The sequence below is a fragment of the Parvibaculum sp. genome, assembly GCF_049651025.1.
In the GTDB taxonomy this organism is placed as follows: domain Bacteria; phylum Pseudomonadota; class Alphaproteobacteria; order Parvibaculales; family Parvibaculaceae; genus Parvibaculum.
In genome coordinates, this window is the sequence record NZ_JBASBH010000035.1 from 77,232 (window position 1) to 91,800 (window position 14,569).

A 14,569-nucleotide genomic window follows, 5' to 3' on the forward strand; every position below is an offset into this window, starting at 1 on the left:
TTCCTCATGGAAAGAGCTTGGAGGTGTGCCAGTTGCCGTCCGGCTGGTCGCGCTCGAACACAAGCCTGTCATGCAGGCGAAACGGCCGGTCGCGCCAGAACTCGATCTGCAAGGGCGCGATGCGGAAGCCGGACCAATGCGGCGGACGCGGTACCTTGCCGAAGCCGAACTTCGCGGTATATCGGGCGATCTCGCGTTCCAGCTCGAAACGCCCCTCAAGCGGGCGCGACTGGCGCGATGCCCAGGCGCCGATCTGGCTGTCGCGGGGACGCGAGGCAAAATATTCATCGGCCTCGGCGTCACTCACTACACTGACGGAGCCGCGGACGCGCACCTGTCGGCGCAGGCTTTTCCAGTGGAAACAAAGTGCCGCCTTGGGGTTTTCGAGAAGCTCCCGGCCCTTGGCGCTTTCAAAGTTCGTGAAAAAGACAAAGCCGCGTTCATCCGCCCCTTTCAGCAATACCATGCGAACATCGGGGTATCCGTCTGCGTCGGCGGTGGCCAGTGCCACGCCGTTCGGATCGTTAATCTCGCTACCACGTGCCTTTTCGAGCCATTCATGGAAAAGGCGAAAGGGGTCGCGCGCCTCCGTCCAGGTGGCTGCGTCTTCATCTTCGGGGGGACGATCCAATTTCTCTTTCACGGCGGGCGCTGGCTCCAAGGGAACGGAAAAGGCGGTAAATCGTTATCATTAGCGGGTATTAGTTCCCGCCATATTTCCTGCCACAATTGTTGTCTTATATAGTCCCCGAGACGGGGTTTGTCTTATCCGGTGCAAGATGGCAAACGGATGGACCCAAGGAAACAGGATCGAAGAAAATGAAAGCTCTCAAGGTTTTTGCAGTTGGCGCAGTGGCCCTCTCGCTTGCCGCATGCCAGCCGGGCGCGGGTCCCAAGCAGAATATCGGCACGCTTGGCGGTGCAGTCGCGGGCGGCCTTGCAGGCTCCGCGATCGGCGGCGGCACGGGCCGGCTCTGGGCGACCGGTGCGGGCGTGCTGCTTGGCGCGCTTGTCGGCAGCTCGATCGGCCAGTCGCTTGACCGTGCCGACCAGCAATACATGTCGCAATCGACGCAAAGCGCGCTGGAGTCCGGCCAGGCAGGCCAGCCGGTCGAATGGCGCAATCCCGATTCCGGCCATTACGGCACAGTGGTTCCGCAGCGCGCCTATCAGCAGAACAACACCTATTGCCGCGAATACTCGCAGAGCGTAGTCGTCGGCGGGAAGACGGAGCGCGCCTATGGCACCGCATGCCGCCAGCCCGATGGCTCATGGCAGATCGTCAATAGCTAATCGATCTTCCGGGGGGATGATGCGGCCCATGTTCAAGTCCTTGCCCGGATGGGCGGGCCTCATTGTCATGCTATTTGCGGCTGCGTTCTTCTTGAACGCAGCCGCAGCGCATGCAGCACCCGTGCAGGTTTTTCCCACCCGAGCCGATCCCCTTCCGCCTCCCAGCGTCCGCTTTCAGGAAGGCGTCGCCGCCTATGACAAGGGCGACTTCGCAAAAGCATTTCAGATCTGGTTGCCGCTTGCGCAACAGGCCGATCTGGCCGCCATGCGCAATGTAGCGCTGATGCTGCGCAAGGGCGAAGGAACGCCGCGCGATCCCAAACGCGCGCTCTGGTTTTACGAAGAAGCGGGCAGCAAGGGATTTGCGCTCGCACAGGTCAACGCGGCTTTCATGCATCTTGAAGGCGATGGCGTACCGAAAAATCTCGAAGCCGCCGCCTTCTGGTTTCATTCAGCCGCACGCGCGGGCAGCCCAATCGCGCAATATAATCTCGCCGTGATGTATGAGCGGGGAACGGGTGTCGAAAAAGATTTGCCCAAGGCGCTTGGCTGGTATGCGCTGGCGGCACGGTCCGGCAGCCAGCCTGCGATCGACCGGCTCGCCATACTTGTGCCCTCGCTCGATGGGCCAAAGGCGCCGCAGCGGGCTGAAGCGCCTGTAGTGAACGTCCTGCCCGCACCGCAGCCGAGCCCTTCAGCGGAGCAGCCTGCGCCCGCAGCCCCGGTAGCGCCCGCTATCGTTGCTGCGCCTGCGCCGCAGGCTTCAACGCCGGAAACCCCGGCCCCCGCTGTCGCCGAACCTGCGGCGTCCGCTGCACCGCCCGCCCCGCAACCGGAGACGAACGTGCCGGGACAGACCGTGGTGCCAGATCAGGTGCCTGTGGCCGCCGAACCGCTGCCGCCGGTCTTTCAAAATCCGGAAGACAATCCGTCCGACCGCTATTGAGCGGCAGGCAACGGTTAACGAAATCGTATCGGGCGGCGCGCTAGTCTTTGCCTTTCCGCCGCCGGAGTAAGTGATTGCGCGACCCTTATGACATTCTCGGCCTCGGCCAGAACGCCAGCACCGCCGAGATCAAGGCGGCGTATCGGCGGCTCGCCAAGAAGTACCATCCGGACGCGCAAGGAGCGAAAACGGCTGCCGGGACGCAATCGCGGTTTCAGGAAGTGACGGCCGCCTATAATTTGCTGAAAGACGCAGGCGCAAGGGCGCGCCATGCGCAAACGGGCGGCCCCTTTCAGGATGCGCCTTATATGCGGCCCGGCGCTTCGCAGGAACCGATCTTTGAAACAGACATGGCGGGAAGCGCCGAGCAGAACGGGGATCTGTTTTCAGAGCTCTTCGGCGGCTTGCGCAATGCGCATAAACGCGTTTTCCGCGCGCGCGGCGAAGACCAGACCTATCGGCTCTCCGTGCCGTTTCTGGAGGCGGTATGCGGCACAAAACGGCGCGTGACGCTCAATAATGGCAAGACGCTCGACGTGCGCATTCCTGCCGGGATCGAAGACGACCAGCAAATTCGCCTGCGTGGACAGGGCGGCGAGGGTTTCGGCGGCGCACCCGCCGGCGATGCACTGATTTCCGTTGCCGTCGAGGCACACGACGCCTTCAGGCGCGACGGGCTCGATATTTATGCGACGCTTCCGATCTCGCTTCCCGAAGCGGTGCTGGGCGCGAAAATCGATGTCGAGACGGTTTCGGGTCCGGTGACGCTCTCCATTCCGGCCGGGGCAAATACGGGAACGCGGCTCCGCCTCAAGGGCAAAGGCATCGCGCCGGAGGCCGGGCGGGAAATTGGCGATCACTACGTCACGCTCGAACTCATGCTGCCTGAGAAGCCCGATTCGGCGATGCGCGACTTCGCGGCAAGCTGGGCGCAGGGCCTTTCTCATGCCCCACGAAAAAAGCCTTGAATTTCAATAAGTAAACGCCCGCACCCTTTGCGAGCGCCCGGAAATGCCGCTACGGCTTTTTGATGGACCCGACTAGTCTATTGTGTAGGATGCGCCCGATTTCCAAGGGTCACGAACAGGGTGAGGCAAGCGATGAGCGAAGCCATCATAAATACAACAGCCGTCCGCGGCGGCGGCCTGATGGCTGGCAAACGTGGCCTCATCATGGGTGTTGCGAACAACAGGTCTATCGCCTGGGGCATCGCCAAGGCCTGCGCCGATCAGGGCGCAGAAATAGCCTTCACCTATCAGGGGGAGGCGCTGCAAAAGCGCGTTGTGCCGCTCGCCGAATCCATCGGCTCGACGCTGATCCTGCCTTGCGACGTCACCAACGCCGCCAGCATGGACGCCGTGTTCGAAACGCTTGAGAAGGAATGGGGCAAGCTCGATTTCTTCGTGCACGCCATCGCCTATTCCAACAAGGACGAGTTGACTGGACGCTATATCGACACGTCGCTCGACAACTTCACCGCCAGCATGGCGATCTCCTGCTACTCGTTTGTCGCGCTTTGCCAGCGCGCCGAGAAGCTGATGACGGATGGCGGCTCGATCGCCACCCTCACCTATTACGGCTCGGAAAAAGTGATCCCGCATTACAACATCATGGGCGTGGCAAAGGCCGCGCTCGAAGCGAGTGTGCGCTATCTCTCGGTCGATCTCGGACGCAACAATATCCGCGTCAACGCCGTGTCGGCTGGCCCGATCAAGACGCTTGCCGCTTCGGGCATCGGCGACTTCCGCTATATCCTGAAGTGGAACGAGCTCAATGCGCCGCTGAAGCGGACGGTAACAATTGAAGAAGTGGGCAACACCGCGCTCTATCTCCTTTCCGATCTCGGCTCGGGCGTGACCGGCGAAGTGCTTCATGTCGATGCCGGTTATCACGTCGTCGGCATGAAGGCCGAAGATGCGCCCGATATGAGCATCGTCTGACGCCAGTCTTTCCTTTCGCGAGGCTATTGCGCCCATGTCGCACAATACGTTCGGCCATCTCTTCCGCGTGACGACCTGGGGCGAAAGCCACGGGCCGGCGCTCGGCTGCGTGGTCGATGGCGCGCCGCCGCGCCTGCCGCTGAAGGCTGAAGATATTCAGGTCTGGCTCGACAAGCGCAAACCCGGCCAGTCGCGTTTCACGACGCAGCGGCGCGAGCCCGACACGGTGAAGATCCTTTCCGGCACCTTCTTCGACGAAGACACGGGCGAGGAAGTGACGACCGGCACACCGATCTCGCTGATGATCGAGAATGTCGATCAGCGCTCCAAGGACTATGGCGACATCAAGGAAAAGTTCCGCCCCGGCCATGCGGACTACACCTACCTCGCCAAATACGGCATTCGCGATTATCGCGGCGGCGGTCGTTCGTCAGCGCGCGAAACGGCGGCGCGCGTTGCCGCGGGCGCTATTGCGCGCAAGGTTCTCCCCGGCGTGACGATCCGCGCGGCACTCGTGCAGATGGGACCGCACAAGATTGACCGCGCGAACTGGAACTGGGACGAGACGGGCAACAATCCCTTCTGGTGCCCGGACGCCAAAGCGGCTGCCAATTGGGAAGACTATCTCGACGGTGTGCGCAAGGCGGGCTCGTCCTGCGGCGCAATCATCGAGGTTGTGGCCTCGGGCGTGCCTGTGGGTCTTGGCGCGCCGATTTACGGCAAGCTCGATACGGAAATTGCGGCAGCATTGATGAGCATCAATGCGGTCAAGGGCGTCGAGATCGGCGATGGCTTTGCGGCGGCGGCCTTGTCTGGCGAGGAAAATGCCGACGAGATGCATAGCGGCAATAACGGCCCGATCTTCACATCGAACCATGCTGGCGGCATTCTCGGCGGCATTTCGTCGGGGCAGGACATTGTCGCGCGCTTTGCCGTGAAGCCGACATCGTCGATCCTTGCGCCTCGTCACACGATCACCAAATCGGGCGCCGATGCGGAGATTCAGACGAAGGGCCGCCACGATCCTTGCGTTGGCATTCGCGCTGTGCCGGTTGGGGAAGCGATGGTCGCCTGCGTGCTCGCCGATCATTTCCTGCGCCATCGCGGGCAGGTCGGCTAAGCCGCCTGTTTTTCGAACACCATGACCTTGGACAGGAATGCAGGCGTCGCTTGCGTTTGCGTCAGGCCATGCCGCGCGAAGAGTGTCGCGAAATCCTCCGCAAGATATGAATTGAAGTAGGGCTCGTGGAAGCCGATGGGGAAAAACTCGAGAAGCCCGTCGTAATTCGGCGTGTCGCCCGTTTGCAGCGCGTCGACGATGACCGCGCATCCGCCCGGCTTCAGGACGCGGGCGATTTCAGCCGCAATCACCTTGCGAATTTTCGGCGGCAATTCGTGGAAAAGATAAATGCAGGTGACGATATCTTGCGAGGCGTCGGCGAACGGCATTGTTTCCGCATTTGCCTCGACGATCGAAATATTGCGGCGATTGCCAAGACGCGACCGGGCTTCGGCAACATAGGCGGGCGAGAGGTCGAGGCCGGTAATATTGAGGCGCGGATAATTCGCCGCTACATCTTCGAGGAAACGCCCTGTGCCGCAAGCGACATCGAGCAATTGCAGCTTGCGCTGATCGCGCCCCTGAAGCGCATGGGCGAGCGGCACCAGCGCCTGACGACGCATGGCGCCCGCCGTGCCGTTGAAGAGAACTTCGACCTGCGTGTCGTAAAGCTTTGCGGATTCTCGCGAGAACCAGCCGCCGGTCTGATAGTGAAAATTCTGCAGATAGTAGCGCGGGTAGCGCGCTCGCAATTCGTCTGTCAGCACTTCGGAATGAGCGCGCGAGAGGCGGCGCTCGTCAACCTTGCGCGCGTCCTTGAAGAAACGGATGCTTGCGGCAAGCGCATCGGATGGCGCGGCAAGACCGTCGGGCGCGCGGTATAAGCCTTCCTCGATGTTCTTCCAGTCACGCTCGAAAAGCGCGCGCATGCCGGCAACAAGGCCTTGCCAGCCGGGCACTTTTCCCTGCACCGATACTGGCGCCTCGCCGGGCGGCACCAGCGGCCCGCGCATGCGATTGACGGCGAGGTAATGGCCGACATACCAGGCGACGCGCGCGCCCTGCCCGAGCCCGTAACCGATCCTTGAAAGCGGGCCTGCCATCGCGGCTCACTCCTTTCGGAAGATTCCCACCAGTTCAATATGCGGCGACCAGAGAAATTGGTCTACCGGCGTCACGCGTGTGAGCTTGTACCCACCATCGACCAATGTGCGGGCATCGCGTGCGAATGTGGCGGGATTGCAGGACACGCCGATGATGAGCGGCACGGAAGATTTCGCCAGCATTTCTGCCTGCGCCGCCGCTCCGGCGCGCGGCGGATCGAAGACGACGGCGTCCGTTTTCAAAAGCTCTGACGCATGTATGGGACGGCGAAAGAGATCGCGCGTCACAAGATCCACAGGCTTCAAGCCGAGGGCCGGACCTTGCATGCGCAAGGCGCGATCGAGCGCGGCAATCTGTTTGGCTTCGCCTTCGACGGCGAGCACGGCGCTGCGTTTGGCCAGCGCTGCCGTGAAGGTGCCGCAACCGGCAAAGAGATCGGCAACGCGCTTTGCGTCGCCCACCGCTTCAAGCACGAGACGCACAAGGGTCGCTTCGCCTTCGACGGTTGCCTGCAAAAAGGAGTCGGGCGGCGGCGCGACACTCAGGCCGGAGAAAGTGACGAGAGGGATGCGGCGTTCGGCGAGAATGTCGCCATCCCAGGTAAGGCGCGCGAGATTTACCGCGGCGGCGCGTTTTGCAAGTTCGGCACGGAGCACGCCGTCGGGCGCTTCCTTGCCGCCGCTGACGGCGACATCAAGACCGGCATCGGTCGCCGTGACCGCGAGAGACGCGCGGCCCTTGCGCGACAGACCCGGCTCGACAAGATGCGCGAGGTCGGCAAACGCGCTTTCGATTTCCGGGACGACGAGCGGGCATTCCTGAATGGCAATGATCGTATGGCTGGCGCGCCCGTAATAGCCGATCGTTACGCCCTTCTTCGTGCGCGTCGCGGCGAAGCTCGCGCGGCGACGGCTGCGCGGCGTTGCGGGGACGAGCGGATCGACATCGCAATCCAGCCCGCGCGCATTGAGAGCGGCAGTAACCTGAAGGCGCTTCCATCCGGCGTAGGACGCCATCTCCATGTGCTGAAGCGTACAGCCCCCGCAAATGCCGAAATGCTTGCATGGCGCAGCCACACGCTCCGACGAGGCTTCCAGAACCTTGAGAAGCTCCGCCCTGCCCTCACCACTCGGCCGAACGAGCGCGCGCTCGCCCGCGAGGGTGAAGGGAACGAAAAGCTGTCCCGTTGGCGTTTCCGCGACGCCATCACCGAGATGGCCCAGCGAAGATATTGTTACCTCGACGTCAGTCACGAGTTCTTTCCGCCGTCCAGAACGGCTGCTACGAGAAATTCCTTATTGCCGTCGCCGCCCTCGATGGGGCTGTCGGTGACGCCGAGAACGCGCCAGCCGGGCATTGCGCCGAGCCAGGCGGCGACAGTTTCGCATACTTCTGCGTGAAGCGCCGCATCGCGCACGATGCCGCCCTTACCCACCTTGCCCGGGCCGACCTCAAATTGCGGCTTGATAAGGGCGATGAGATGCGCGCCAGGGCCTGCCAGTGCGAGGGCCGCAGGCAGCGCCTTGGTCAGGCTGATGAAGCTCACATCGGCAACGATGAGATCGACGGAACCATCAGCCAGATGGGCAGCCGTCAGATCCTTCGCGTTGAGATTTTCGAGCGATGTCACGCGCGGATCGGCGGCGAGTTCAGCGGCAAGCTGGCTGTGGCCAACGTCGACGGCGGTTACGTGCCGCGCGCCATGCGCGAGCAGGACTTGCGTGAAACCACCGGTCGAGGCGCCGATATCGAGACAGTTGAGGTTGCGCGGCTCGATGGCAAAGCTTGCCAAGGCGTGTTCGAGCTTCAATGCGCCGCGCGAGACATAAAGATGAGCGGAAGGATCGACGTCAATCGAGACATGCTCATCGACCATCTGCGAAGCCTTGGTGACGAGCACGCCATCGACATGGACGAGACTGCCCAGGATCGCGGCGCGAGCCTTGGCGCGCGAAGCGAAGAGGCCACGCTCGATCAGAAGTTGATCGAGACGCTTGCGCGTGCTGGACATGGCTGTGCTCAGACGAGCTTGGGCGCGGCGGCGCGAAGTGCGGCGAGCTCGGCGATCTCGTTTTGCAGATTGAGAGCGGAGAGCGCCGTCTCGACCATCGAAGGCGCGTTCAGCCCGGCAAGGTCATACATCTTCTCCGGCTTGTCCTGATCGATGAACGTGTCGGGGAAATGCATCGGACGCACCTTCAACCCGCGATCGAGAGCGCCGGAACGTGCGAGATAGTCGAGAACCTGCGAGGCAAAACCGCCGACCGAGCCCTCTTCCGCGATGATGAGGACCTCATGCTCGCGGGCGAGGCGCGCGATCAACGCTTCATCGATGGGCTTTGCAAAGCGCGCATCGGCAACCGTCGTCGAAAGGCCGAGTGCGGCAAGCTGGTCTGCCGCCTTCATGGCTTCGGCGAGGCGCGTGCCAAGCGAAAGGATCGCCACTTTCGTCCCTTCACGGATGATGCGGCCCTTGCCGATTTCAAGCGGCGTACCGATGGCGGGCATTTCGAGGCCGACACCTTCGCCGCGCGGATAGCGGAAGGCGGAGGGGCGGTCGTCGATTTCAACGGCTGTCGCGACCATGTGCTTCAACTCCACCTCCTCGGCGGCGGCCATGACAATGAAGTCCGGCAGGCAAGCGAGATAGGCGACGTCGAAGGAGCCCGCATGGGTCGGACCATCCGCGCCGACGAGGCCGGCGCGGTCGATGGCGAAACGGACCGGCAGACGCTGGATCGCGACGTCATGGACGACCTGATCGTAGGCGCGCTGCAGGAAGGTCGAATAGATGGCGCAGAAGGGCTTGAAGCCTTCTGTCGCAAGGCCCGCCGCGAAGGTCACGGCATGTTGCTCGGCGATGCCGACATCGAAGGTACGCTTGGGGAAGCGCGCGCCGAAATGATCAAGGCCAGTGCCCGAGGGCATTGCGGCTGTGACGGCGACGATCTTGTCGTCGCGCTCGGCATGGGCGATGAGGCTGTCTGCGAAGACGCGCGTATAGGACGGTGCGTTCGCCGCCGCCTTGGCTTGTGTGCCGGTGATGACGTCGAACTTCGCGACGCCGTGATATTTGTCGTCGGCGGCTTCGGCAGGCGCATAGCCCTTGCCCTTCTGCGTCACGACATGAACGAGGATCGGCCCCTCGCCCGCGTCGCGGACGTTTTTCAGCACGGGCAGAAGATGGTCGAGATTATGACCGTCGATGGGGCCAACATAATAAAGGCCGAGTTCTTCGAAGAGCGTGCCGCCGGTCGCCATGCCGCGCGCATATTCCTCGGCGCGGCGCGCGCTTTCCTCAATGCCTTTGGGGAAAAGCTTGGCGATCTGTTTGGCGAGGTCGCGGACGGAGCGATAGGCGCTGCCGGAAATCAGGCGCGCGAGATAGGCGCTCATGCCGCCGACGGGAGGCGCAATCGACATGTCGTTGTCGTTCAACACGATGATGAGGCGGCTATCCATCGCGCCCGCATTGTTCATGGCCTCATAGGCCATGCCCGCGCTCATCGCGCCGTCGCCGATGACCGCGACGACGTTGTTCTTGCCGCCCTTGAGATCGCGGCCAACGGCCATGCCGAGGCCAGCGGAAATCGAGGTAGATGAGTGGGCTGCGCCAAAGGGGTCGTATTCGCTTTCGGCGCGCTTGGTGAAACCGGACAGGCCGCCCGGCTGGCGCAGCGTGCGGATACGGTCGCGGCGGCCGGTCAGAATTTTATGCGGATAGGCCTGATGACCGACGTCCCAGATGAGGCGATCTTCGGGCGTATTGAAAATATAGTGGAGCGCGACGGTGAGCTCGACGACGCCGAGGCCCGCGCCGAGATGCCCGCCCGTGACCGAAACGGCATCGATCATTTCGGCGCGCAATTCATCCGCAAGCTGACGAAGGTCGGATTCCGGCAAGGCGCGCACATCGGCGGTGCTCGCAATGCGATCAAGCAGGGGCGTATGCAGTTTATTGTTCAAAACGTACCTCGGCCGCGGCCGGTCCTCCCCGGACTATCCGGCGGCTCAGTTGCGACGGTTTATAACGAAACGTGCCGCCTCACGCAAAAGGTCTGCTTTTTCGTCAAATAAATCAAGATGTTGGATCGCCTGATCGGAGAGCATCCGGGCCTGATCCCGGGCCCGTTCGAGCCCCAGGATCGAGACGAAGGTGGCTTTTCCGGCCTTCTCATCCTTGCCCGGCGACTTGCCTATCACGGCCGCCTCACCCTCCACATCAAGCAAATCGTCCGCAATCTGGTAAGCGAGCCCCAGATTGTGTGCATAAGCGTGGAGCGCGTGGAGCGCTTCATCAGAGGCGCGGCCGAGCACGGCGCCCGCTTCGCTTGAAAAAGCGATGAGAGCGCCCGTCTTCAGGCGTTGAAGTCGGGTAACCGCGCCGATATCGAGGGACTGGCCCTCGCTTGCGAGATCGATCATCTGGCCGCCGACCATGCCGCGCGCGCCTGCCGCTTCAGCGAGACGGCGCACGAGATCGAGGCGCACCTCGCTCAGCTCATGCGTGCCGCCATCGGCGAGAATTTCAAAGGCAAAGGTCAGCAATGCGTCGCCTGCGAGTACGGCTGTCGCCTCGTCATATTTGTGATGCACGGTCGGCTGGCCACGGCGAAGATCGTCGTCATCCATACAAGGAAGATCGTCATGGACGAGCGAATAGGTGTGGACGCATTCGACGGCGGCGGCGACGCGCAGCGCAGAGGCGCTATGCACGCCGAACAGCTTTGCGCTTTCGCAGACGAGAAAAGGCCGAAAACGCTTCCCACCGACCAGCACCGCATAGCGCATTGCTTCGAAAACGCGCGCTTCGGGCCCATCGGCGCGAGGCAGCAGCGCATCAAGCGCAGCTTCGACGTTGACCTGCGAACGGGTCATGGCGGCGTCGAATGCGGATGCGCGATTTGCAGTCATACAGGATCGGCCGTTTATTCGACGTCGAGCGGCGCTGTGCCGGTGGGCTCGCCGCCCGCCGAAAGCGTGATCTTCTCGACTTTGGCTTCGGCGGCCTTGAGGCGCGCTTCGCAATGGGCCTTCAGCGCGGTGCCGCGCTCATAAAGCTCGATCGATTTTTCAAGCGGCGCTTCGCCGGATTCAAGCTGGCTGACGATCTTTTCGAGTTGCGCCAGCGCATCCTCGAAGCTCAGCTTTTCGATATCGGCAGTCGACGATGCCATATTGTTTCTCCCCGGAGATCAGGCAGCGAGCTGGAGCGCCCGGACATGCGACCGCGTACTGGCAGCCAGTGCGGCCAAGTCATAACCGCCCTCAAGCGTTGAGACAACGCGGCCGTTGCAAACCTTGTTGGTCAAACGCACCAGCTCGGCCGTCACCCAGCCGTAATCATCTTCCGAAAGCCGCAAATTGGCGAGCGGATCGGCAGCATGGGCATCGAAACCCGCCGAAATGAAGATGAAACCGGGTTCAAATTGCGCCAGAGCGGGCAGAATTTTATCGGCAAAAGCCTCGCGGAATTCCGTCGAACCGGCACCGGGAGGCAGGCAGGCGTTCAATATATTGCCAAGGCCCCGCTCGCCCGCACGGCCCGTGCCGGGATAAAGCGGCCATTGGTGGGTCGAGGCGTAGAATAGGTTCGGGTCCGTTTCGAAACAGGCCTGCGTGCCGTTGCCGTGGTGAACGTCGAAATCGATGACGGCGACACGGGCGAGCCCATAAGCATCGCGCGCGTGAAGCGCGCCGATGGCGACATTATTGAACAGGCAGAAGCCCATCGCCTGATCGGGTTCGGCGTGGTGGCCCGGCGGGCGGATGGCGCAGAAGGCGTTGCGGGCGCGGCCTGCCATGATTTCGTCCACGGCATAGGTCACCGCCCCTGCCGCACGCAGGGCCGCTTCAGCGGATCCCGGCGACATGGAGGTGTCGGCATCGACGCGGCGAAAGCCGCTTTCAGGCGCGCCGTTCAATATGGTTTCGATATGGATCGGCGGATGGACGCGTTCGATCTGCTCGATCGTGGCGCGCGGCGCTTCGACGCGCATCAGCAGCGCGAATTCCTCGGCATCGAGCGCACCGAGCACGGCGCGCAAGCGATCCGGGCATTCGGGATGGCCGGGCGGCACCTCATGTTCGAGGCAGGCCGAGTGAGTGACGAGGAGGGTTTCCATAAACGGGACCAAAACGGGAGGCGGAGTGCGCGAGTGTAGCACTCATCAGCCCCCGCTTCGAGGCGCGACCACCCGCCGCAGGGGCGGCAGGCGAAGTGTCAGGCCCGCTGGTACCAATCGACACCCTTTTCATTGCGGGTGACGGTGGCGGCTTTGCGGCCGATGAGGCAATTCAGATGGGCGAGGCTTTCGCCGGTGGCCATGAAGAAGACTTCCGGGCCGATCTTGCGCTTGAAGAGCGCGGGGAAAACGTCGATGGCGCGCTTGGGCTCGGCCAGCATGTCGTGGAGCTTCGATAACCCGTCTTCATGGCCCGCGATCAACTGCGTCAGACGAGCGTGAAGGCCATAGAAAGGCTCGTTATGGGCGGGCAGCACCAGCACATCGTCGGGCAGATTGGCGCGGAGACGGTGGCAGCTATCGATCCAGTCCTGAAGCGGATTGTCATGCGCCTCCGTGGGGTGAACGCTGACATTCGACGAAATGCGCGGTAGCACCTGATCGCCCGAAATCAGGATCTTCGCCTCTTCGCTATAGAGGCAGACATGCTCCGGTGCATGGCCGGAGCCGATGACGACGCGCCAGTTGCGGCCACCGATTTGCAGTTCGTCATTTTCCTTCAGTCGACGGAAGACATCCGGCAGGCGTGAGACGTGTGAACCGAAGCCGCCGAAGCGTTTCTTGTAGCTCTCCAGCCCGCGCTCGCCCATGCCTGCGCCGCGATAGAAATCCAGCGCTTCCTGCGGCGCTTCACGGCCCGTATCGAGGACCAGCGAACGGCACATCAGGAAGTCGGTGCGCGACATGTGAAGCTCGACGCCGAATTTGCGCGTGATCCAGCCCGCAAGGCCGACATGATCGGGATGCAGATGGGTGACGATGACGCGGGTGATCGGCTTGCCCTTGAGGCTATTTGCGAAAATCTCGCGCCAGAGGGTTTTTACTTCATCGGTGGCGACGCCGGTGTCGACGAGCGTCCAGCCATCGTCTTCCTCGATCAGCCAGAGATTGATGTGGTTGAGCTGAAAGGGCAGCGGCATGCGCACCCAATAGATACCGGGCGCGGCCTCCATCAACTCTCCCGGTTCGGGGATACGAGTCAGCGGATAGCGCAATGCGCCTTCTTCATGCTGGGCCAGGGAAACGTCGGACATGCGCCTACTCTCAACAATTGCGGCCCGACTGCGAACCGCCCATCCGTGATAGGCGCGTCATCGCGTCAGGTCAAACAACGGCATTTATCCCAAGCTCGACGCTGGGGAAGATCACCCGGCCAGCGCATCCGCTTCCAGCGCGAAAAGGGCCGCCGCACCGGAGGTGGCGGGCGCAAGAAGGCCGAGGCTCGCAGGCAGCACATGCTCGGCATAGAAGCGGGCAAGGGCAAGGCGCGCGGGCGGGAACGGGTTTTCACCCGGCATGGTGACCAGCGCGGCGCGGGCGAGAAAGTGGCCGCCCGCAACGGTGCCGATGAGGCGCAGATAGGGCGCGGCACCAGCAAGGCAATCGTCGGGCGCGCCCCTCAGTTTTGCGAGCATGTAGTCCGTCGCCTTGTCGAGCGCGGCAATGCCCGCATCGAGCGACACACCTATGGCGATCATCTCCGCATTGTTCGAGGCGTGAGAAAGCGCTGCCGTCTCTTTCATTTCGGCGATGAAGGCGCGAACGACTTCGCCATTGCCGAGCGGCAGCTTGCGCGTGACGAGGTCGATCGCCTGAATGCCGTTCGTGCCTTCATAGATCGGCAGGATGCGGGCATCGCGATAATATTGCGCCGCGCCGGTTTCTTCGATGAAGCCCATGCCGCCATGGATCTGCACGCCGATGGACGCAACTTCGCAACCTATGTCGGTGGAGAAGGATTTTGCGATGGGCGTCAGAAGATCGGCACGGACCTGACCCTTTTCGCGCGTCTCCTTGTCTGCACCATGATGGGCGGTGTCGATGGCAACCGCGTTCGCATAGCAGATGGCGCGGGCGGCCTGCGTCATCGACTTCATGGTAAGGAGCATGCGGCGTACATCGGGATGCTCAACAATGGGGGCCATTTCGCCGGGCGCAAGCGTCGAGCCCGTGGGCCTGCCCTGCTTGCGCTCCTGCGCGT

15 protein-coding genes are annotated in these 14,569 nt (G+C 62.5%); 5 read left to right on the forward strand and 10 right to left on the reverse strand.

Annotated features, from left to right (window positions below; all coding sequences use genetic code 11):
* Window positions 1-4 precede the first annotated feature (4 nt).
* Window positions 5-631, reverse strand: coding sequence for a pyridoxamine 5'-phosphate oxidase (gene pdxH / locus WA943_RS04775; protein WP_424468703.1), 627 nt, complete (start codon window positions 629-631; stop codon window positions 5-7).
* Between the two features lie 188 nt (window positions 632-819).
* On the opposite strand from pdxH, the gene WA943_RS04780 reads away from it, so the two are divergent.
* From WA943_RS04780 to aroC, 5 genes are all read left to right on the forward strand, one after another.
* Window positions 820-1,293 (forward strand): RT0821/Lpp0805 family surface protein, encoded by a 474-nt coding sequence (locus WA943_RS04780; RefSeq protein ID WP_424468704.1) that lies wholly within the window; start codon window positions 820-822, stop codon window positions 1,291-1,293.
* A gap of 28 nt (window positions 1,294-1,321) precedes the next feature.
* Window positions 1,322-2,239, forward strand: a complete 918-nt coding sequence (locus WA943_RS04785) for a tetratricopeptide repeat protein (RefSeq protein WP_424468705.1) — start codon at window positions 1,322-1,324, stop codon at window positions 2,237-2,239.
* Window positions 2,240-2,313: 74 nt separating this feature from the next.
* Entirely contained in the window at window positions 2,314-3,207 is an 894-nt protein-coding gene (locus WA943_RS04790) for a DnaJ C-terminal domain-containing protein (RefSeq protein ID WP_424468706.1), read from the forward strand.
* A 132-nt stretch (window positions 3,208-3,339) separates the two neighbouring features.
* Window positions 3,340-4,179, forward strand: coding sequence for an enoyl-ACP reductase FabI (gene fabI, locus WA943_RS04795; RefSeq protein WP_424468707.1), 840 nt, complete (start codon window positions 3,340-3,342; stop codon window positions 4,177-4,179).
* Between the two features lie 34 nt (window positions 4,180-4,213).
* Entirely contained in the window at window positions 4,214-5,299 is a 1,086-nt protein-coding gene (aroC, locus tag WA943_RS04800) for a chorismate synthase (protein ID WP_424468708.1), read from the forward strand.
* Here aroC and WA943_RS04805 read toward each other — a convergent pair.
* From WA943_RS04805 to WA943_RS04845, 9 genes are all read right to left on the reverse strand, one after another.
* Window positions 5,296-6,342 (reverse strand): methyltransferase domain-containing protein, encoded by a 1,047-nt coding sequence (locus tag WA943_RS04805; RefSeq protein ID WP_424468709.1) that lies wholly within the window; start codon window positions 6,340-6,342, stop codon window positions 5,296-5,298. The genes aroC and WA943_RS04805 overlap by 4 nt on opposite strands.
* Window positions 6,343-6,348: 6 nt before the next feature.
* Complete coding sequence (locus WA943_RS04810) at window positions 6,349-7,596, reverse strand: class I SAM-dependent RNA methyltransferase (RefSeq protein ID WP_424468710.1); 1,248 nt, start codon at window positions 7,594-7,596, stop codon at window positions 6,349-6,351.
* A complete protein-coding gene (locus tag WA943_RS04815) occupies window positions 7,593-8,354 on the reverse strand; it encodes a TlyA family RNA methyltransferase (RefSeq protein ID WP_424468711.1) in 762 nt (253 codons plus the stop codon). Before WA943_RS04815 ends, WA943_RS04810 begins: the two co-directional genes overlap by 4 nt.
* An 8-nt stretch (window positions 8,355-8,362) precedes the next feature.
* Window positions 8,363-10,309 carry a 1-deoxy-D-xylulose-5-phosphate synthase gene (gene dxs, locus WA943_RS04820; RefSeq protein ID WP_424468712.1) on the reverse strand — a complete coding sequence of 649 codons (1,947 nt, stop codon included), beginning with the start codon at window positions 10,307-10,309 and terminating at the stop codon, window positions 8,363-8,365.
* A gap of 45 nt (window positions 10,310-10,354) precedes the next feature.
* On the reverse strand, window positions 10,355-11,257 hold the full coding sequence (locus tag WA943_RS04825) for a polyprenyl synthetase family protein (protein WP_424468713.1): 903 nt from the start codon (window positions 11,255-11,257) through the stop codon (window positions 10,355-10,357).
* Window positions 11,258-11,271: 14 nt separating this feature from the next.
* Window positions 11,272-11,520 carry an exodeoxyribonuclease VII small subunit gene (locus tag WA943_RS04830; protein ID WP_424468714.1) on the reverse strand — a complete coding sequence of 83 codons (249 nt, stop codon included), beginning with the start codon at window positions 11,518-11,520 and terminating at the stop codon, window positions 11,272-11,274.
* A gap of 18 nt (window positions 11,521-11,538) precedes the next feature.
* Window positions 11,539-12,468 carry a histone deacetylase family protein gene (locus WA943_RS04835; protein WP_424468715.1) on the reverse strand — a complete coding sequence of 310 codons (930 nt, stop codon included), beginning with the start codon at window positions 12,466-12,468 and terminating at the stop codon, window positions 11,539-11,541.
* A 98-nt stretch (window positions 12,469-12,566) separates the two neighbouring features.
* Complete coding sequence (locus tag WA943_RS04840; protein ID WP_424468716.1) at window positions 12,567-13,622, reverse strand: MBL fold metallo-hydrolase; 1,056 nt, start codon at window positions 13,620-13,622, stop codon at window positions 12,567-12,569.
* Between the two features lie 111 nt (window positions 13,623-13,733).
* The coding region (locus tag WA943_RS04845) for an acyl-CoA dehydrogenase (RefSeq protein WP_424468717.1) at window positions 13,734-14,569 on the reverse strand (836 nt) is incomplete at its 5' end.

Coding starts and splice junctions, on each gene's coding strand:
- WA943_RS04780 (WP_424468704.1), top strand. CDS start 820: ATGAAAGCTCTCAAGGTTTTTGCAGTTGGCGCAGTGGCCCTCTCGCTT.
- WA943_RS04805 (WP_424468709.1), bottom strand. CDS start 6,342: ATGGCAGGCCCGCTTTCAAGGATCGGTTACGGGCTCGGGCAGGGCGCG.
- WA943_RS04815 (WP_424468711.1), bottom strand. CDS start 8,354: ATGTCCAGCACGCGCAAGCGTCTCGATCAACTTCTGATCGAGCGTGGC.
- WA943_RS04830 (WP_424468714.1), bottom strand. CDS start 11,520: ATGGCATCGTCGACTGCCGATATCGAAAAGCTGAGCTTCGAGGATGCG.
- WA943_RS04825 (WP_424468713.1), bottom strand. CDS start 11,257: ATGACTGCAAATCGCGCATCCGCATTCGACGCCGCCATGACCCGTTCG.
- aroC (WP_424468708.1), top strand. CDS start 4,214: ATGTCGCACAATACGTTCGGCCATCTCTTCCGCGTGACGACCTGGGGC.
- WA943_RS04785 (WP_424468705.1), top strand. CDS start 1,322: ATGTTCAAGTCCTTGCCCGGATGGGCGGGCCTCATTGTCATGCTATTT.
- WA943_RS04835 (WP_424468715.1), bottom strand. CDS start 12,468: ATGGAAACCCTCCTCGTCACTCACTCGGCCTGCCTCGAACATGAGGTG.
- WA943_RS04840 (WP_424468716.1), bottom strand. CDS start 13,622: ATGTCCGACGTTTCCCTGGCCCAGCATGAAGAAGGCGCATTGCGCTAT.
- fabI (WP_424468707.1), top strand. CDS start 3,340: ATGAGCGAAGCCATCATAAATACAACAGCCGTCCGCGGCGGCGGCCTG.